General features: G+C 63.2%; 15 protein-coding genes. 10 read left to right on the top strand and 5 right to left on the bottom strand.

Going from position 1 to position 18,432, the window contains the following annotated elements:
- Window positions 1-151: 151 nt before the first annotated feature.
- From DBIPINDM_RS31735 to DBIPINDM_RS31720, 4 genes are all read left to right on the top strand, one after another.
- Window positions 152-3,784, top strand: a complete 3,633-nt coding sequence (locus tag DBIPINDM_RS31735; protein WP_258582903.1) for a hydantoinase B/oxoprolinase family protein — start codon at window positions 152-154, stop codon at window positions 3,782-3,784.
- Between the two features lie 32 nt (window positions 3,785-3,816).
- Window positions 3,817-5,115 carry a DUF3419 family protein gene (locus DBIPINDM_RS31730; RefSeq protein WP_258582902.1) on the top strand — a complete coding sequence of 433 codons (1,299 nt, stop codon included), beginning with the start codon at window positions 3,817-3,819 and terminating at the stop codon, window positions 5,113-5,115.
- Window positions 5,112-5,816 carry a class I SAM-dependent methyltransferase gene (locus DBIPINDM_RS31725; RefSeq protein WP_258582901.1) on the top strand — a complete coding sequence of 235 codons (705 nt, stop codon included), beginning with the start codon at window positions 5,112-5,114 and terminating at the stop codon, window positions 5,814-5,816. The genes DBIPINDM_RS31730 and DBIPINDM_RS31725 overlap by 4 nt, the downstream gene beginning before the upstream one ends.
- 65 nt (window positions 5,817-5,881) lie before the next feature.
- Window positions 5,882-6,979, top strand: a complete 1,098-nt coding sequence (locus DBIPINDM_RS31720) for an ISAs1 family transposase (RefSeq protein ID WP_258582900.1) — start codon at window positions 5,882-5,884, stop codon at window positions 6,977-6,979.
- A gap of 112 nt (window positions 6,980-7,091) precedes the next feature.
- Here DBIPINDM_RS31720 and DBIPINDM_RS31715 read toward each other — a convergent pair whose 3' ends face one another.
- Entirely contained in the window at window positions 7,092-8,471 is a 1,380-nt protein-coding gene (locus DBIPINDM_RS31715) for a serine hydrolase domain-containing protein (protein ID WP_258582899.1), read from the bottom strand.
- Window positions 8,472-8,699: 228 nt separating this feature from the next.
- Here DBIPINDM_RS31715 and DBIPINDM_RS31710 point away from each other — a divergent pair, with 228 nt between their 5' ends.
- Window positions 8,700-9,497 carry a glycoside hydrolase family 25 protein gene (locus DBIPINDM_RS31710; protein WP_258582898.1) on the top strand — a complete coding sequence of 266 codons (798 nt, stop codon included), beginning with the start codon at window positions 8,700-8,702 and terminating at the stop codon, window positions 9,495-9,497.
- Between the two features lie 208 nt (window positions 9,498-9,705).
- Window positions 9,706-10,884, top strand: coding sequence for a lytic murein transglycosylase (locus tag DBIPINDM_RS31705; protein ID WP_258582897.1), 1,179 nt, complete (start codon window positions 9,706-9,708; stop codon window positions 10,882-10,884).
- An 87-nt stretch (window positions 10,885-10,971) separates the two neighbouring features.
- Here DBIPINDM_RS31705 and DBIPINDM_RS31700 read toward each other — a convergent pair whose 3' ends face one another.
- Complete coding sequence (locus DBIPINDM_RS31700; RefSeq protein WP_258582896.1) at window positions 10,972-12,192, bottom strand: alanine racemase; 1,221 nt, start codon at window positions 12,190-12,192, stop codon at window positions 10,972-10,974.
- A 209-nt stretch (window positions 12,193-12,401) separates the two neighbouring features.
- On the opposite strand from DBIPINDM_RS31700, the gene DBIPINDM_RS31695 reads away from it, so the two are divergent.
- On the top strand, window positions 12,402-13,319 hold the full coding sequence (locus tag DBIPINDM_RS31695; protein ID WP_258582895.1) for a DMT family transporter: 918 nt from the start codon (window positions 12,402-12,404) through the stop codon (window positions 13,317-13,319).
- 443 nt (window positions 13,320-13,762) lie between these two features.
- On the opposite strand, the gene metF is transcribed toward DBIPINDM_RS31695, so the two are convergent.
- Both metF and DBIPINDM_RS31685 read right to left on the bottom strand, forming a co-directional pair.
- The gene (gene metF / locus DBIPINDM_RS31690) at window positions 13,763-14,680 is read right to left on the bottom strand and encodes a methylenetetrahydrofolate reductase [NAD(P)H] (protein WP_258582894.1); all 918 of its coding nucleotides are present in this window, start codon (window positions 14,678-14,680) and stop codon (window positions 13,763-13,765) included.
- Window positions 14,680-15,702 (bottom strand): ArsR/SmtB family transcription factor, encoded by a 1,023-nt coding sequence (locus tag DBIPINDM_RS31685; protein ID WP_258582893.1) that lies wholly within the window; start codon window positions 15,700-15,702, stop codon window positions 14,680-14,682. The genes metF and DBIPINDM_RS31685 overlap by 1 nt, the downstream gene beginning before the upstream one ends.
- Window positions 15,703-15,896: 194 nt before the next feature.
- On the opposite strand from DBIPINDM_RS31685, the gene tsaA reads away from it, so the two are divergent.
- Together tsaA and DBIPINDM_RS31675 are read left to right on the top strand one after the other, a co-directional pair.
- Entirely contained in the window at window positions 15,897-16,436 is a 540-nt protein-coding gene (gene tsaA, locus DBIPINDM_RS31680; protein ID WP_258582892.1) for a tRNA (N6-threonylcarbamoyladenosine(37)-N6)-methyltransferase TrmO, read from the top strand.
- Window positions 16,433-16,747 (top strand): DUF2293 domain-containing protein, encoded by a 315-nt coding sequence (locus DBIPINDM_RS31675; RefSeq protein ID WP_095202134.1) that lies wholly within the window; start codon window positions 16,433-16,435, stop codon window positions 16,745-16,747. The genes tsaA and DBIPINDM_RS31675 overlap by 4 nt, the downstream gene beginning before the upstream one ends.
- A gap of 43 nt (window positions 16,748-16,790) precedes the next feature.
- Here the strand turns inward: DBIPINDM_RS31675 and DBIPINDM_RS31670 are convergent, their stop codons facing one another.
- A complete protein-coding gene (locus DBIPINDM_RS31670) occupies window positions 16,791-17,300 on the bottom strand; it encodes a hypothetical protein (protein WP_258582891.1) in 510 nt (169 codons plus the stop codon).
- A gap of 155 nt (window positions 17,301-17,455) precedes the next feature.
- Here DBIPINDM_RS31670 and DBIPINDM_RS31665 point away from each other — a divergent pair, with 155 nt between their 5' ends.
- Window positions 17,456-18,418, top strand: coding sequence for a D-amino acid aminotransferase (locus DBIPINDM_RS31665; protein ID WP_258582890.1), 963 nt, complete (start codon window positions 17,456-17,458; stop codon window positions 18,416-18,418).
- Window positions 18,419-18,432 lie beyond the last annotated feature (14 nt).

The following is an 18,432-nucleotide window of genomic DNA, read 5'->3' as shown; positions in this document are numbered from 1 at the left end:
CGTTGACGTGAGCGGTTGAAGAGAAAATGCATTGGATGGCTATCGGTTTCGTAACGTTGCGTATCCGCATGTAACATCATGCGCATGGTCGTTGCAGGCCAAGCCATTGCGAACTAACAGATTGCTCGATAAGAATGCCGGAGCATGCCGTATGACCGCGAAGTGGGATTTCTGGATCGATCGCGGCGGCACCTTCACGGACGTCATCGGCCGTGATCCGCAAGGCGGTTTGCATCCACGCAAGCTGCTTTCGGAGAATCCCGAAGCCTATGCCGATGCCGCCATTCAGGGCATCCGCGACCTGCTCGGCCTCGAATCGGGCACCGCGGTTCCGTCCGGCCTGATCGGCGACATCAAGATGGGCACGACGGTCGCCACCAACGCGCTGCTGGAACGCAAGGGCGACCGCGTGCTCCTGCTCATCACCAAGGGATTTCGCGATGCGCTCAGGATCGCCTACCAGGCGCGGCCCGACATTTTCGCCAAGGAGATCATCCTTCCCGAGCAGCTCTATGAGCGCGTCATCGAAATCAACGAGCGCGTGCTCGCGGATGGCTGTGTCGAACGGCTGCTCGACATCGCCGCTTGCCGGCCGGCGATCGAGCAGGCCAAGGCCGATGGCATCGATGCCGTCGCCATCGTCTTCATGCATGCCTGGAAATACCCCGATCACGAGAAGGCGGTGGCCAAAGTCTGCCGCAAGATCGGTTTCGCCCAGGTTTCGGTCAGCCATGAGGTTTCGCCGCTGATCAAGCTGGTCGGCCGCGGCGACACCGCCGTGGTCGACGCCTATCTCTCGCCCATCCTGTCGCGCTATGTGCAGAGGTTGGCGGGAGAACTGGGTGCGGCGCGCGAGAGCGACCAAACCCCTCGCCTCATGTTCATGATGTCCTCTGGCGGCCTCACCGCCGCCGACATGTTCCAGGGCAAGGACGCGCTGCTGTCGGGTCCCGCCGGCGGCGTCGTCGGCATGGTCGAGACGGCCAAGCTCGCCGGCTTCGACAAGGTCATCGGCTTCGACATGGGCGGCACCTCCACCGACGTCGCCCACTATGATGGCGAGTATGAGCGCGCCTTCGACACGGAAGTCGCCGGCGTGCGCGTCCGCGCCCCGATGATGCGCATCCACACCGTCGCCGCCGGCGGCGGTTCGATCCTGCATTACGAGGCCGGCCGTTTTCGCGCCGGACCGGACTCCGCTGGCGCCAATCCCGGCCCCGCCGCCTACCGGCGTGGCGGGCCGCTGGCCGTCACCGACGCCAACGTCATGCTGGGCAAATTGCAGCCCGATTTCTTCCCGGCCATTTTCGGCCCCGGCCGGAACGAACCGCTCGATGTCGGCACCGTGCGCAAGAAATTCAGCGCGCTGGCCGCCGAAATCGGCGATGGCCGAACGCCCGAGGCCGTCGCCGAAGGTTTTGTCACCATCGCTGTCGAGAACATGGCCAATGCCATCAAGAAGATTTCCGTGCAGCGCGGCTATGATGTCACCGAATATCTGCTCAACTGCTTCGGCGGCGCCGGCGGCCAACACGCCTGCCTGGTCGCCGACGCGCTCGGCATGGAGGCAGTGCTGATCCACCCCTTCTCCGGCCTGCTTTCGGCCTATGGCATCGGCCTTGCCTCGGTCTTTGCCTCACGCCAACAAGCGCTGCTCAAGCCGCTTGCCGAAGAATCCAGAACCGAGATCGGCAACCTCATCGCCATCTTAAGAAAAGCCGTCATTGCCGAACTCGCCGCGCAAGGCATTGCCGAGGACGCGGTTGCTACCAAGCCCGTGCTGCATATTCGCTATGACGGCACCGACACGACACTGCCGGTGAATTTCGAAAGTGACTCGATTTTCCAGGCAAAGCGCGATTTCGAAATCGCCCACAAGGCGCAATTCGGCTTCGTCTATGACGACAAACCGATGATCGTCGAGACGGTCGGCGTCGAGGGCAGCGAAATCGGCGAAAGCAGCGCTGAAGCCTATGCGCCCGCCGGACCTGCGAGGGTTGAAGCTGGCGCTTCTGGAACGCGGCGCATCTACACCGAAGGCCGGTGGCATGATGCCGGCATCCACCGTCGCGAAAACCTGCGCCCATCCAATCTGGTCGCCGGCCCTGCCCTCATCATCGAGCCCAACCAGACCATTGTCATCGAACCCGGCTGGCAGGCTGAAATCACCAACCTCGATCACGTCGTGATCCGCCGCACGGCAAGGAAGGCGCGCGCCGCTGCCCTCGGCACATCAGCCGATCCGGTCATGCTGGAAGTCTTCAACAATCTCTTCATGTCGATCGCCGAGCAGATGGGCGTGACGCTGCAGAACACCGCCTACTCCGTCAACATCAAGGAAAGGCTGGATTTTTCCTGCGCCGTCTTCGACCACACCGGGGCGCTGGTCGCCAATGCGCCGCACATGCCGGTGCACCTCGGCTCGATGGACCGCTCGGTCGAAACCATCATCCGGCTGAACTCCGGCGACATCCACCCCGGCGACGTCTTTGCCTTGAACGCCCCCTACAATGGCGGCACGCATCTGCCTGACATCACCGTGGTGACGCCCGTCTTCGACGATGCCCAAAAGAACATCCTGTTCTGGGCGGCCTCGCGCGGCCATCACGCCGATATTGGCGGCACTGCCCCCGGCTCGATGACGCCGCTCGCCACCACGGTCGACGAAGAAGGCGTGCTGTTCGACAATTTCCGCATCGTCGACCGCGGAAAATTCCGCGAAAAAGAGCTGCATACGCTGCTCACCGACCACCGATATCCGGCCCGCAACCCGCACCAGAACATCGCGGACCTCAAGGCGCAGATCGCCGCCAACGAAAAAGGCGTCGCCGAACTGCGCAAGATGGTCGCGCATTTCGGCCTCGATGTCGTCGAGGCCTATATGGGCCATGTCCAGGACAATGCTGCCGAAAGCGTGCGGCGGGTGATCGAGCGGCTGCCGGACACATCGGCCTATGAATATCCCACCGATACCGGCCAGGTCATCAAGGTGAAGATATCGGTCGACCGGCAAAAGCGTGAGGCGACGGTCGACTTCACCGGCACCTCGCCTGTCATGAAGAACAATTTCAATGCGCCGGAGCCCGTTGCCCGCGCGGCGGTGCTCTACGCCTTCCGCGTCATGGTCGAGGACATGATCCCGATGAATGCCGGGTGCCTCAGGCCGATCAACATCGTCATTCCCGATGGCTGCATGCTGAAGCCCGCCTACCCCGCCGCCGTCGTCGCCGGCAATGTCGAGACCTCGCAGCATGTCACCAATGCGCTGTTCGGCGCCATGGGCGCCATGGCCAATGCGCAGGGCACGATGAACAACCTGACCTTCGGCAACAAGCAGTACCAATACTACGAGACGATCTGCTCGGGTTCGCCGGCCGGCCAGATGAACTCCGGCCGCGGCTTTGCCGGCACCTCGGGCGTGCACACCCACATGACCAATTCGCGCCTCACCGATCCGGAAGTGCTGGAATTGCGCTTTCCCGTGGTGCTCGAGGATTTCCACATCCGCCAGGGATCCGGCGGCAAGGGCAAATGGAATGCCGGCGACGGCACCAAACGCACCATCCGCTTCCTTGAAAAGATGGAGTGCGCGATCCTGTCCTCGCACCGCAACCGCCCGCCGCAAGGGCTGGACGGTGGCGGCGACGGCGAGGTCGGCTCGACCAAAATTCGTCGCAAGGACGGCTCGATCGACGTGCTGAAGGCCTGCGACCAGACCGTGCTCGATGCAGGTGAAGCCGTCATCCTGACGACGCCGACGCCGGGCGGGTTTGGCAAGCTGTAAAGAACGCGTCAACAGGCTGTCACCGGGCTGTCATGACCCTGCGCTACCCGCTTGCGACAAAGCAAATGGGGAATCACTTTGTCATGACGGACGTTTCCGCAGATCTGGTTTTTCGCCGCGGCAAGGAAGTTGGAAAAGCCGTCTACCAGAACCGCGCGCTTTCGAAAGCCGGCATCTCCGAGCGGCTGTTCGCCTTCCTGTTTTCCGGCCTGGTCTATCCGCAGATCTGGGAAGACCCCGATGTCGACATGGAGGCGATGCAGCTTGGCCAAGGCCACCGCGTCGTCACCATCGCCTCGGGCGGCTGCAACATCCTGGCCTACCTCACCCGCTCGCCGGCAAGGGTCGACGCCGTCGACCTCAACGCCGCGCACATCGCGCTGAACCGCATGAAGCTGGAGGCGGTGCGCCGCCTGCCCTCGCAGGGCGACCTGTTCCGCTTCTTCGGCGCCGCCGACACCAGTCACAATTCGGAAGCCTACGACCGTTTCATCGCGCCCCATCTCGATCCGGTCAGCCGCCATTACTGGGAGCACCGCAACTGGCGCGGCCGCCGGCGCATCGGTGTTTTCGACCGCAATTTCTACCAGACCGGCCTGCTCGGTCTGTTCATCGCCATGGGCCACCGCACGGCGAAGTTCTTCGGCGTCAACCCGGCCCGCATGATGGAAGCCAGGAATATCGGCGAACAGCGCCGCTTCTTCAACGAGGAACTGGCGCCGGTCTTCGACAAACCGCTTCTGAAATGGGCGACGTCGCGCAAGGCCTCCCTGTTCGGCCTCGGCATTCCGCCGGCACAGTATGATTCGCTGATCACCTCCGGCGACGGCACCATGGCCAGCGTGCTGAAGGCCCGCCTGGAAAAGCTCGCCTGCGATTTTCCCTTGCAGAACAATTATTTCGCCTGGCAGGCTTTTGCTCGCCGCTACCCCGAGCCGGGCGAAGCCGCCCTGCCCGCCTATCTGGAAAAGCAGAACTATGACACCATCCGCGGCAATATCGACCGCGTCGCCATCCACCATGCCAATCTGATCGAATTCCTGGCCGGCAAGGATGCCGGCACCGTCGACCGTTTCATCCTGCTCGATGCCCAGGACTGGATGACCGATGACCAGCTCAATGCGCTGTGGTCGGAAATCAGCCGCACCGCTTCGGCCGGCGCCCGCGTCATCTTCCGCACCGCCGCCGAGCCCAGCCTGCTGCCGGGCCGTGTCTCGACCTCGCTGCTCGACCAATGGGACTATCAGGACGAAGCGTCGCGCGAATTCTCGGCCCGCGACCGCTCCGCCATCTATGGCGGCTTCCACCTCTATGTGAAGCGCGCGACATGAGCACGACGGAACTGCCGGCCAGCCATGCCGAACTGATGGACGGCGTCTACCGCTGGCAGCGCCACATCTATGACCTGACCCGCAAATACTACCTTCTCGGCCGCGACCGGCTCATCCATGGGCTGGAGGTACCGGCCGGCGGCACCGTGCTGGAACTCGGCTGCGGCACCGGCCGCAACATCATTCTGGCCGCCCGCCGCTATTCCGATGCCCGCTTCTTCGGCCTCGATATCTCGGCCGAAATGCTGGAGACGGCCGGCAAGGCGATCGACCGCGAAGGCCTGTCCAGCCGCGTCACGCTGGCACGAGGTGACGCCACCGATTTCGACGCGAGCTCCCTTTACGGCATCGAGCGCTTCGACCGCGTCTTCGTCTCCTATTCGCTGTCGATGATCCCCGGTTGGGAAAAGACGGTGTCGGCGGCGTTGGCCGCGCTCGCCCCCAATGGTTCCCTGCACATCGTCGATTTCGGCCAGCAGGAAGGCTTGCCCAACTGGTTCCGGACATTACTGCGCGGCTGGCTCAGAAAATTCCACGTCACGCCGCGTGAATCGCTGTGCGAAGTTCTGGAATCGGAATCTCGGCGAACCGGCGCAACCTTCCGTTTCCGCACGCTTTATCGCGGCTATGCCTGGCTGGCGGTGATCGGGCCGCGCAACCTCACCTCCCCCTCGATGGCAGGGGAATCGCAGATAAGTTGATTGGCTCTTGCCAAGCAGGACAAGAGGGATTCTTGAGAGGCTTTCTCGTTGCAGAGGAGGTCCGAGTGCGGCTGGTTTTGTCGATCCTGCAAGAAGTTCGCGATCCGCGCGACATCAACGCGCGGCATAATCTTGCTGAACTTCTGTTTGTGGCACTTGCAGCGACGCTGTGTGGGGCCAAAAGCTGTGTGGACATTGCTGAATTCGTGGAGGGCCGGGAAGACGAACTGAAAGCGATCGTCGAGCTGAAGCATGGGTGTCCGAGCCACGACACCTTCAGCCGGGTGTTTCGGCTTCTTGATCCGCAGGCGCTGTCGGATGCACTGAGCGCCTTCATGGTGGCATTGCGGCGTGAGCTTGGACTTGGCTCGCCGCGTGGCGTGGTGGCCATCGACGGCAAGGCGCTCAGGCGCGGTTATGAGAAGGGCCGTGCCTTCATGCCACCGCTGATGGTCAATGCCTGGGATGCCGAGACCAGGCTGGCGATTGCAGCAACGCGGGCGCTGGCCTCCGACGAGGTTGGGGCGACGCTGGCGTTGCTGAAGAGCTTGGACCTCAAGGGCTGCACGGTCACCGCCGACGCCCTGCATTGCCGCCCCGACACGGCCGAGGCGCTGATTGCGCAGAAGGCGCATTATGCCCTTGGGCTGAAGGCCAACCGGGGCCGTCTGTTTGCCGCAGCTGAGAAAAGCTTCGCCGTGGCGGGCGAGATCGCCAGTTTCGAAACGCGCGATACGGCTCATGGTCGCACGGAAGTGCGACGAGCCAGCGTGCTGCCGCTTGCCAAACTCAAGGACCTGCCCGTGTTCCCCGGCCTCAAGGCCATCGGCCGTATCGAGGCTCTGCGCACCACCGACGGCAAGACGGCTGCCTCGGTCCGATACGTCGCGCTTTCCAAGGTGCTGACGCCCAAGCATCTGGCTGAGACGGTTCGCGCCCACTGGACGATCGAGAACCAGTTGCACTGGAGCCTTGATGTCGTCTTCCGCGAAGACGACGCTCGCACCCGAAAGGATAACGCTCCACAAAACCTGGCTGTCATCCGAAGGCTCGCTCAAAACATCTTGGCTGCCCATCCACTCGACAAGCCAATCGCCAGCAAGATGCGCAGGGCAAACTGGAGCAAAGACTTCTTCTATGACCTCTTTACTCATATGCGATAGCCCTGCCCTCGATGGGGGAGGTCGCGCCGAAGGCGCGGGTGGGGTGAAGCGCTAGGCAGCCCACCCCGGCGCTGCGCGCCGACCCTCCCCATCAAGGGGAGGGTAAAGGGAGCTAATGCAGCGCCTTCACCAGCGCACCCACCATTGTCTGTGGGCGATAGCCTAATTTGGCCGGCGTCAGCCCCAGCCGCACGATCACCAATTGCTCCGACGGAATGATGGTGACCGTCTGCCCGTCATGCCCTTCCATCCAGTAAGTGTCCTTCGGCAAGCCGGCGGCGACGCCGGCGCCCGGCTTTTCCTCATCGCCCGGCGCTTCGATCCACAACTGGCCCTTGCCGTAGATTTTCGAGGCAGGCGCCGGCTCGCGCATCCAGTCGACGAAGCCGGCCGGCAACACCTGATTGCCGTTCCACACCCCGCCTTGCAGCAGGAATTGGCCGAAGCGGGCCCAGTCATGCGCCGTGGCGTAGAGATAGGACGAGCCGACGAACGTGCCCTGTTCGTCGGTTTCAAGCACCGCGCTGTGCATGCCGAGCGGCTCGAACAGCGCGCTGCGCGGCCATGTCAGCGCCTTGGCCTTGTCGCCGATCGCATCCTGCCACAGCCGCGACAGCATCACCGCCGTGCCGCTCGAATAGGAAAACACCTTGCCGACCTCGCCAGCCAGCGGCTTTGATTCGGCAAAGCCCGCCATGTCGGGTTCGAGATAGAGCATGCGCGTGACATCAGCGACGTCGCCATAATCCTCGTTGAACTCCAGCCCGCTCGACATCGCCATCATGTCGGCAAGGCTGATGGCGGCGCGGCCGTCGGCCTTCCACGGTGCGAACAGGCCCTTGTTGTCGACGGCCATCTTGCCGTCCTTGACCAGCGTGCCGATGATGGCGGCGTTCACCGTCTTGGTCATCGACCAGCCGAGCAGCGGCGTCCTGGCCGAGAAGCCGTCGCCATAGCGTTCGGCGACGACGCGGCCGTTCTTCACCACGACCACCGCGCGCATGCCGGCGCCGGTCAGCGCCGCATCGTCGAGCAGCTTGGCAATCACCGGATCCTGCGACGCCTCGACCCGCTCGCCCACGGGCCACAGCGTGTCCTGGCTGGTTGCAGCGGGTTCAGCATGGACCGTCGTGCGCCGCGCTTTGCCGACATCGCCGTCGGGAATCGAGGCGCAGCCCAGCCCGTCACGGGAAACCGCCTCGCTCCTGCCGAGGAAGCCAAGCAGACCGGCGGAGACGGTGCCTCGGTTCTTGTCGACCGAGACCCGCATCAGCCGCAACAGCGGGTGTCCGGGCGCCTGCACGTCGACGGCAAGCACCTCGTTGGGGTCGCGCCCGGCAATGAAGACGTTGGAGCAGACGATCTTGGCCGAATAGCCTGAACCGACGCGGATCAATTCGGGCGGCGCGATGTAAAGCCAGGCAAAAAGCGCCACGACCGCCAGCACGATCAGGCCAAGCAGCCATCTGACGATCTTGACGACGATCCGCATCTGCTTCCTCCGGGCTCTCGCCCGACCCTTATGTCATCGAATTGCCGCCATTGCTTCCGCAAAATCAGGACTCTTGTCGAGCGCCATCAACGGATTATCAACCATGATCGGCGATCACAGATAATCAGGCGATGCTGTGGGGCGATCGCCTGGAGGGGGTTCGACCAGTCGTCGGCCATCAGTTCACAGACCCATCAGCGACCGGCTGATTCCGGCTTGGAAGTTGTGATGCGCCGTCTTGCGGCCCTTTTCATGCTGACGCTGCTTGGCGCCTGCTCGACCGTGGACGATCTCTCGCTGTCGCCATCCGCGTCCAGCAGCCCGACGGTCGCTGTGCGCGCGCCGCGCTTCGCCGATTCCAAGCCGCATGAATGGGACAGCGGCGCGCCGTGGAACTATGCCGTCCACGGCACCGACGTCTCTAAGTACCAGACTTCGGTCGACTGGCCGACAGCCAAGGCGAGCGGCATTTCCTTCGCCTTCATCAAGGCGACCGAAGGCGGCGACCGCTTCGACGAGTATTTCAACGAGCATTGGGCGCGCACGAAAGCCGCCGGTGTTCCGCGCGCGGCCTATCATTTCTTCTATTTCTGCACCCCCGCCGCCCAGCAGGCGCACTGGTTCATCCGGAATGTTCCCGTCGACCGCTCGGCGATGCCGCCGGTGCTCGACATGGAATGGAATCCGAAATCGCCGACCTGCAGGCTGCGTCCCGACGCCGCCACCGTGCGCGCGGAGATGACCACCTTCCTCGAGATCGTCGAGCGGCATTACGGCAAGAAGCCGATCATCTACACCTCGGTCGACTTCTTCGACGACAATGAGCTGGCGACCTTCCGCGGCTATCCCTACTGGCTGCGCTCCGTCGCCGGCCACCCGCGCGAAAAGTACGGCAGCCACCCCTTCACCTTCTGGCAGTACACCGGAACCGGCATCGTTCCCGGCATGACCGGCAAATCAGACATCAACGTCTTCAACGGCAGCGAAGCCGCCTGGAACAAGTGGCTGCGGCAGAACACGCGCTGACGCCGGGTTCAACGGCAGCACCGCCTGGATCAAATCGCCCCAGCAGAACTGCCTTCAACGAGGCGCTGCGGCAGAAGAACCGTTGACACCGGGCCTGCCGCCTGCTTTTCGACACAGCCAGCGGTAAAAAAGTGCAACCGCCGGTAATTCAGGGCGTTGGGCCTCCAGCCAAGCACGACAATGCCCTCTTCGTTTCGAAAGGAAGCTGATGCGACTGCGTTCCCAAGCCCTCGCGGCGCTATTCCTGTGCGCCACGGCCTTGCCGGCGATGGCGCAGGAATGCGGCGGCGACTTCGAAACCTGGAAACAGGGTGTCGCGGCGGAGGCCAAGGCGGCCGGCGTCGGCGCCGTCGGTCTCGACGCGCTGGAAGATGCCAACTTTGACGAGAGGGCGCTGGCGCGCGACCGTGCCCAGGGCGTCTTCACCCAGACCTTCGTCGAATTTTCCAACCGCATGATCTCGGCCTACCGGCTGAAGCAAGGTGCGGCGAACATGAAGAAATACGCCGATATCTTCGCCCGCGCCGATCAGCAGTTCGGCGTCCAGGCGCCGGTCATCACCGCCTTCTGGGCGCTGGAGACCGATTTCGGCGCCGTGCAGGGCGATTTCCACACGCTGAGCGCGCTGGTGACGCTTTCGCATGATTGCCGGCGTCCGCAGCTGTTCCGCCAGCAGCTTGTGCCGCTTCTGGAGCTGATCGATCGCGGCGTGCTGCCTGCCGACGTCGAGGGCGCCTGGGCCGGCGAGATCGGCCAGACGCAGATCCTGCCTTCCGATTATCTGACGCACGGCGTCGACGGCGACGGCGACGGCAAGATCGACCTGCGCAAAAGCGTGCCGGACGTGATCATGACCACGGCCAACAAGGTGCTGTCGCGCGGCTGGAAGCGCGACGAGCCCTGGATTCAGGAAGTGCGCGTCCCCGACGAGATGCCCTGGGACCAGACCGGGCGCACCAACAAATTGCCGCTGACCCAGTGGGCGCAATGGGGCGTCACCAACCCCGACGGCTCGCCGCTGGTCGACAAGGGTCTCAAGGCCGGCCTCGCTTTGCCCATGGGCCGCAAGGGTCCAGCCTTCCTCACCTACGACAATTTCGATGTCTATCTCGAATGGAACCAGTCCTTCACCTACGCGCTGACCGCGGCCAATCTCGCCGCGCGCCTCGCCGGCGCGCCGCCGCTTGACCCGCGCAATCCTGAGCAAGGCCTCAACAACGAGCAGATGAAGGCGCTGCAGACCAAGCTCGAGGCCCGAGGCTACGACGTCGGCACGGTCGACGGCATTCTGGGCACCAACACCCGCGAAGCGATCCGCAAGGAACAGATGCGGCTGGGATTGCCGGTGGATGGCTGGCCGACGCCGGAACTGTTGGGGAAATTGTGAAGAGAGTGAGTAGTGAGTAGTGAGTAGTGAGTAGTGGAATATAGAAATTTCCCTACTGACTACTGACTACTGACTACTGACTATTCCCTAATCCGCCATCGTCTCCAAGCTCGCAAACCCCTGCGGCGCGTCGCCCTCGTCGAAGGGCGTCGTCACCTCGACGAAAGTGTCGGGATAAAAGCCGTTGAAGCGGGTCCTCAGCGACAGCGAATAGGCGCCGATATGGCCGATCTCGATCCAGTCGCCGGTGTCGACGGTTTCCGGCAGCCAGAATGGCCTGGACAGGATGTCGACGGAATCGCAGGTCGCGCCACAGACCTTGAACGGCACGATGTTCTTTTCATCGCCATTGCGGGTTCGGATCGCCGGATCGGGAATGAAGCGGGCCGGCAGTGTGATCTTGCCGGTCCATGAATCCGACAGTGACGCCCAGATGCCGTCATTGATGTAGAGCCGCTTGCCCTTGCGCAACAGCACCCGCACGATCAGCGACAAGCAGCGCGCCACGATCACCCTGCCCGGCTCCGCCACCAAGGGTATCTGGTCGAACTGGTACTCTTTCAGGTCGCCGGACAGCCGCGACATGATCTGGCCGAGCGACGGCATCTCGACCTGCTTTCGGTTGGGATCATGGCCGTATTCGGCCGGAAAGCCGCCGCCGACATCGAGCCCGGCAATATCGAAGGTCAGCCGGTTGCGCACCCAGTCGGCCGAAGCCAGCGCCCGCTCATAGGTATCGGGATCCTCGATCTGGCTGCCGACATGGAAACACAGGCCCACCTTGTAGCCGGTGCGGTTCAGCCGCTCCGCCAGCTCCACCGCATAGGCCGGCCCCGCGCCGAACTTCTTCGACAGTTCGTAGGCCGCCGACCCTTTCGTCTGGATGCGCACGAACACGCTGATCGAGCCCGGGTCGATGTCGAGTGCCCGCACCACCCGCGTCAGCTTGGTGATCTCATCCTCATGGTCGAGCGAAATGCCGCGGATGCCGTATTTCTCCAGCGCCAGCTTGATGTCCGACTGCGCCTTGACCGGGTGCATGTAGAGCATCTCGGCATTGGGCGAGACGGCGCGCACGGCGGCGAATTCGCCGGGCGAAGCGACGTCGAAGGCGGTGACGCCGGCCTCGACCAGCGCCTTCAGCACGATCGGTTCGCCATTGGTCTTGACCGCATAGGCGGTCTTGCCGGGGAACATGCCCATGAACTGCCTGGCGTCGGCCTTCAGCACTTGCGGGCGGAAGCAATAGACCGGATCGTCGGGCCGAAGCGCCAGGGCCGCCTCGCGGGCATTCTCGAATCGCTGCATTGACGAATCCTCGACCTCGGCTGCGCACAATTAATCCAAGCTAGCGGCTAATGAAAACAATTCTGTGTCTCGTGTGCCTGACGCAACGGCGCTAGCTCTTTGGCAACAGTGTTTGCCATCGATCAGGTTTCGGGTGGCCCTTGTTGGCAAACCCGATATGCCTTTCACCTGACTGGCTGGCATTCAGGCCGTCTGGGAGGGCGATCAACATGGCAATAGCCGAGACATCTGCGCCACGCGGGCCGATGGTGCTCAAGGACTGGGGACAGCTCCTGCTGCTTGGCGCGATCTGGGGTGGCTCGTTCTTCTTCGCCCGCATCGCGGTGGCGGAGCTTCATCCGCTGGTGCTGGTGCTGTTTCGCGTCGCCATCGCGGCAATCGCGCTGCAGCTGTATCTGGCCATTCGTGGCCCATCCTTCCGCCTTGCCTTTCCGCATGCCGGCCTGTTCTTCCTGCTGGCCTTCACCAACAATGTCGTCCCCTTCTCGCTGATCTTCGCTGGCCAGACTGAGCTTGGCGCCGGCGTCGCCTCGGTGCTCAACGCGACGACACCGTTCTGGACGCTGATCCTCGCCAATGCGCTGACATCGGATGAAAAACTGTCCTGGAACAAGCTCGCCGGCATCGGGCTCGGTGTCGCCGGCACCGCTGTCATGATCGGTCCCGGCCTGCTTGCCGGGCTCGGCGGCCCGGTCTGGGCGAAATTCGCGCTGATCGGCGCGTCTTTGTCCTATGGTGTCGCGCTGATGATCGCCCGCCGCTTCAAGGGTGTGCCCTCGCCGGTTCTCGCTACCGGACAGTTGACCGCTTCGACCATCATCATGATACCGGTCGTGCTGCTGGCGCACGGCCCCGCCGGCCTGTTTTCGGCCTCGCCCCCGGTCTGGGCGGCGGTGCTGGCGCTGGCGCTGCTGTCCACCGCCTTCGCCTATATCCTCTATTTCAACCTCGTCGCCTCGGCCGGCGTCACCAACGCCTCGCTGGTGACGCTCATCGTCCCGGCCAGCGCCATGCTGCTCGGCTTTCTGTTCCTCGGCGAGCGGCTGGAACTGTTCGAGATCGGCGGCGTGGTGCTGATCGCGCTGGGCCTCGTCACCATCGACGGGCGCTTGTTTGCAAGACGGTAGCGCGCCTTAACTGAATCCCCGCATTGGCGCGAAAGTCGAAGTCGACTTTCGCGGTGGTAGCGCTGCCATGACACAGCATCGACACGTCCCCGCCACAATTTATTCACAGGCCTGAAGCGGGTTTTTGCCGAAGAGTTTCAACGGCTAACGACAGAACCGGGGTCGCAAATTTCACAATCACGTCGCAATGCAGCACATTTTCCGCTTGCCTGTGGCACAAATGGACCTAGACTCTTAGGCATAGCTCTTTAAGAGGAGGCTATGTCATGGGACTTACGAGGCCAATCAACGCATTGATGATTTGTGCTGCGTTTGCTTTCATCGGCGCCCTCATTATGGGCGTCCTTCCCTGAACCCGCCAAGACGGGGAAGACCAGCACCAGATAGTTTAGACAATTCGAAAGGCCGGGTTTTTACCCGGCCTTTTGCTTTTCTGGCCAACCTTACGCAGCAGCGGACCCGGCCACCTCCGCCTCGTGCGAGCGGATGCCGATCATGTGGCAAACGGCGAAGACGAGGTCGGCGCGGTTCATCGTGTAGAAGTGGAAATCGCCCACCCCGCGCTCGACCAGGTCGAGAACCTGTTCGGCGGCCACCGCGGACGCCACCAGCGCATGCGTCTGCGGGTCGTTCTGCAGGCCGTCGAAGCGCTCAGCCAGCCATGCCGGCACCAGCGCGCCGCAGCGTGCCGAGAAATTGGCGACCTGGGTGAAATTGTGCACCGGCAAAATGCCGGGCACGATCGGGATGTAGATGCCAGCCCGGCGCGCGCGCTCGACATAGCGCTCGTAGAGATCATTGTCGAAGAAGAATTGGGTGATCGCCCGCGTCGCGCCATTGTCGACCTTGCGCTTCAGCATGTCGATATCGGTGGCGAAGTCCGGGCTTTCAGGATGCTTCTCCGGATAGGCCGAGACCGAGATGTCGAAATCGCCGGCCTCTTTCAGCGCGCCCACCAGCTCGGCGCCGTTGGCATAGCCGTCCGGATGCGGCCGATAGGCGGTGCCGACGCCGGCCGCCGGATCGCCGCGCAAGGCGACGAAACGCTTCACGCCCATATCGGCGAATTCCTGGATCACCGCGTCGACCTGATGGCGGGCGGCGTCGACGCAGGTCATGTGCGCGGCCGGCGTCAGGCTGGTCTCGTTCAGGATGCGGCCAATGGTGCGCGCCGTGCGCTCACGCGTCGAGCCGCCGGCGCCATAGGTCACCGAGACGAATTTCGGCTTCAGCGGCTCCAGCCGGGTGACGGCGTCCCACAGCCGCGCCTCCATCTCGTCGTTCTTGGGCGGGAAGAATTCGAAGGAAACCTTGATCTTCTCGCCAATGTCGGGGCGGCGGGAAAAGCGGAACTGGTTCATCAGGCGATTTCCCCTATCGAGTTCACTTTGGTCTGCTGGCTGTCATTGGCAGGATCGGCGATCAGCAGGCGCCGGTCGCGGCCAAGCCAGAGTTTTACGGTAAGCCTGGCCTCGTTGCCGCCGCGCGGCTCGAATTCCTGGGCATCCTCGAGATCAAGGCCTGCCTCGGCGAACCACTCGCCGATCTGCCGGTCGGAAAAGCCGAGCCTGACATGCGCATGCTCGTCGCGCAGGAATTCCAGCGTGTGCGGCGCGAAGTCGACGATGACCAGTCGGCCTGCCGGGCGCAAAAGCCGCGCCGCCTCGTGGATGGCGCGGGCCGGATCATCGAGATAGTGCAGCACCTGGTGGATGGTGACGAGATCGAAGGTATCGCGCTCGACCGGCGGCGAAAAGATATCGCCTTGCCGCACCTGCGCATTCGAAACGCCGGCCTTGTCGAGATTGGCACGCGCCACGGTCAGCATTTCGCGCGACATGTCGATGCCAACGCCGCGCCGGTAGAGCGGCGAGAAGATTTCCAAGAGCCGCCCGGTGCCCGTGCCGAGATCGAGCATCGACTGGAATGGCCGCTTGCCGACCAGCTTCAGCATCGCCGCCTCGACCGCGCGGTCCGGCACGTGCAGCGAGCGGATATGGTCCCAACTTGCCGCATTCACGGAAAAATACTCCGTCGCCCGGTCCTGGCGCTTGCGCTTGACCGAGGCCAGCCGCTCGAGATCGCGCTCGACCTGCGGATCGGCACCGCGAATGCTGGAAATCAGCCCCATGACGAAGTCACGCGCGGAATCGGCATCCGACAGGCGGAAGAACGCCCACGATCCTTCCTGGTAGCGGCCGATCAGCCCGGCCTCGAGCAAAAGCTTCAAGTGCCGCGAGACGCGCGGCTGCGACTGGCCGAGAATTTCGGTAAGATCGGAAACGGTGAGGTCGCCGCGCGACAACAGTGCCAATATGCGCAGGCGGCTGGATTCGGCCGCCGCCTTCAGCGTATCCACCATGGTGTCGAGCGAGACATGCATCCGCGTATTCTCTTTTCAGCGCATTCACTTTGAAAAAGATATAAACATATGTTTATGTCGATTTTCAAAACCTTGCAAGCGCTATGTCGCTACCGGACAAGAAAATGCCGCAGGCGTGATTTTTCGGTGCGTGCCGCCCAAAAATGTGTAGCGGTTCTGGGACAATGACAGGCGCCAACACAGAAATGGGCAGAATGACCGGGCCGCATGAGATGTTCGAGGCACGCGAAGGCGAGCAGCGGCTGGAACAGGATCCGGCAACGATGACGGCGGATGCTGGCGTCGTCTTCATCGGCCGCATCGCCTCGCCTTGGGTGACGCGGGAGAACTGCCCGAAGAACATGCGCACGGCCCGCGAGACCGGACAACCAGCGGTGCTGACCATCGACGCCCCCTATCGCAGCGGCCTGCAAGGCCTGGAGCGTGCCAGCCATGTCATCATCCTGTCCTGGCTGCATCACGCGCCGCGGAATCTAATTGTGCAAAAACCCCGCCATGCAGCTGAAGCAAAAGGCGTATTCGGTCTCCGCTCACCTGCCCGACCGAATCCGGTCGGCGTGCATGTGGCCAGGCTCGTCGGGTTGGACATTGCCACCGGGCGCATCGACATTGACGCCATCGACGTGCTCGACGGCACGCCGGTCATCGACATCAAGCCCTATTTCGCCTCGACCGATGCCATTGCCGAGGCGACCATTGAGGGGCGTGAGGAGCCCGATCGGATCCGGCCATGACAGCGCCGACCGGCCGCCGCCGCGCCATCGCCAAGGCGCTGACCGCCCTTCTGCCGCTGGCGCCCTATGCCGACATGGAGAAGATCCGCACCGACGCCGGTGCTGTTCACATGAAGACCTTGCCGCCGGGCATCGCGGTGTGGCTGGCGACGATCGCCCATATCCGCCACATGCACACCGATTACGAAAAGCTGCTCGCCGAGGGCTATGACCGCGACTCGGCGCGTTTCTTCGTCATCGAGCAGACCAACATCGTGCTCACCCGCTGGCGCGCGACACGCCTGCTCGACGCCGACGACGAAGAGGAATGAACGCGGTCCGCCTAGAGACGGACTAGAATTTCCAAACAGTCTCTTACTGCCGCGTCAGCACAGCGATCGCATTGTAGGGCTGACCGTCGGCCTGGCCGACCCAGGTCCAGGACAGGTTCCCCTTGAAGAACCGCACGGTGATATCGCCGCCATCGATGCATTTGTCCTGACCGTAGGTGATGCTCTCGTGGAATTCCGCCGACGTGTCATCCCTCGCCGTCTGCGACAGTGATCCGCCGCAGCCAAGTGACGGATAATCGATCGATCCGCCGTCATCCCTGATGGCCATGGCGATCGACCAGTCGGCGCCGGCGTCGCCTGCCGGGCTCTGGTGGCCGCTACCGACCCAGGTGCCGGTCAGAGACGGCGCCGGCACATTCACCGCGCAAGGCACGTTCTGGAAGATCGGTGTCAGTTCGCTGCCGGTCTTCTCGCAGCGATAGGTCTGGCCGTTCTGGCAGAGTTCGTCGCCCTCTTTCACGCACTGGGCGCTGGCTTCGCCCGCGGCAGCGAAAATCGACAAAGCTGCAACAACGATCCCAAGCCTGCCCATGTCCCCCTCCAGCTCAGTGTCCGACGACCATAAGGCAACTCTAATCCAATGTATCGGCCAGATCGTGGAGGACGAACAGCACCCGTCGGGTGGCTCTATCCCTTCTGTCCAGCGCCGATAGCCTGTTGGTCCGCTCTGTGCGAGAGGAGGCACCGATGGACCGGCCGACGGCAACACAGGCTTCAAAGCCACTGCCTGTGGTCAGTGATCGCCATGTCGACCCGCATTCCTATCCCGACGGCATCGCCTTCCTGGATGGCCAGTACCTGCCGATGTCGCAAGCCAAGGTGTCGGTGCTGGATTGGGGGTTCCTGCATTCCGACGCCACCTACGACACGGTGCATGTCTGGAACGGCCGCTTCTTCCGCCTCGATCTGCATCTCGACCGCTTCTTCGGCGGGCTGGAAAAGCTGCGCATGACGATCCCCTTCGACAGGAATGGCGTGGCCGAAATCCTGCACAATTGCGTAGCGCTGTCGGGCCATCGCGCCGCCTATGTCGAAATGCTGTGCACGCGCGGCGCCTCGCCGACCTTCAGCCGCGATCCGCGCCAGGCGATCAACCGCTTCATGGCCTTCGCCGTTCCGTTCGGCTCGGTCGCCAATGCCGAGCAGCTGCAGCGCGGCCTGCGTGTCGCCATCAGCGACAAGGTGCGCATCCCGCCGGCCTCGATCGACCCGGCGATCAAGAACTACCATTGGCTCGACCTGGTGCGCGGCCTCTACGACGCCTATGACCGCGGCGCCGAGACTGCGCTCATCCTCGACTTCAACGGCAATGTCGCCGAGGGCCCGGGTTTCAACGTCTTCTGCGTCAAGGACGGCAGACTGTCGACACCGGCCATCGGCGTGCTGCCCGGCATCACAAGGCGCACCGTCTTCGATCTCTGTGGCGAAGAAGGTCTTGTCGCTGCTCCCGCCGATGTCAGCGTCGGCGCGCTCAAGACGGCCGACGAAGTCTTCATCACCTCGACCGCCGGCGGTATCATGCCGGTGACGCAGATCGACGGCGCGGCGATCGCGGACGGCAAGGTCGGGCCGATCACCAGCCGGCTGACGGCGCTCTACTGGCAAAAGCACGACGATCCGGCGTGGTCGTCTCAGGTGAATTACCCCTGATCAAAGGGCCTCTT

This window comes from Mesorhizobium sp. AR02, from assembly GCF_024746835.1.
Taxonomy (GTDB): domain Bacteria; phylum Pseudomonadota; class Alphaproteobacteria; order Rhizobiales; family Rhizobiaceae; genus Mesorhizobium.
The sequence above is the reverse complement of the archived record's forward strand: the minus strand, read 5'-3'. Positions and strand labels throughout refer to the sequence as shown.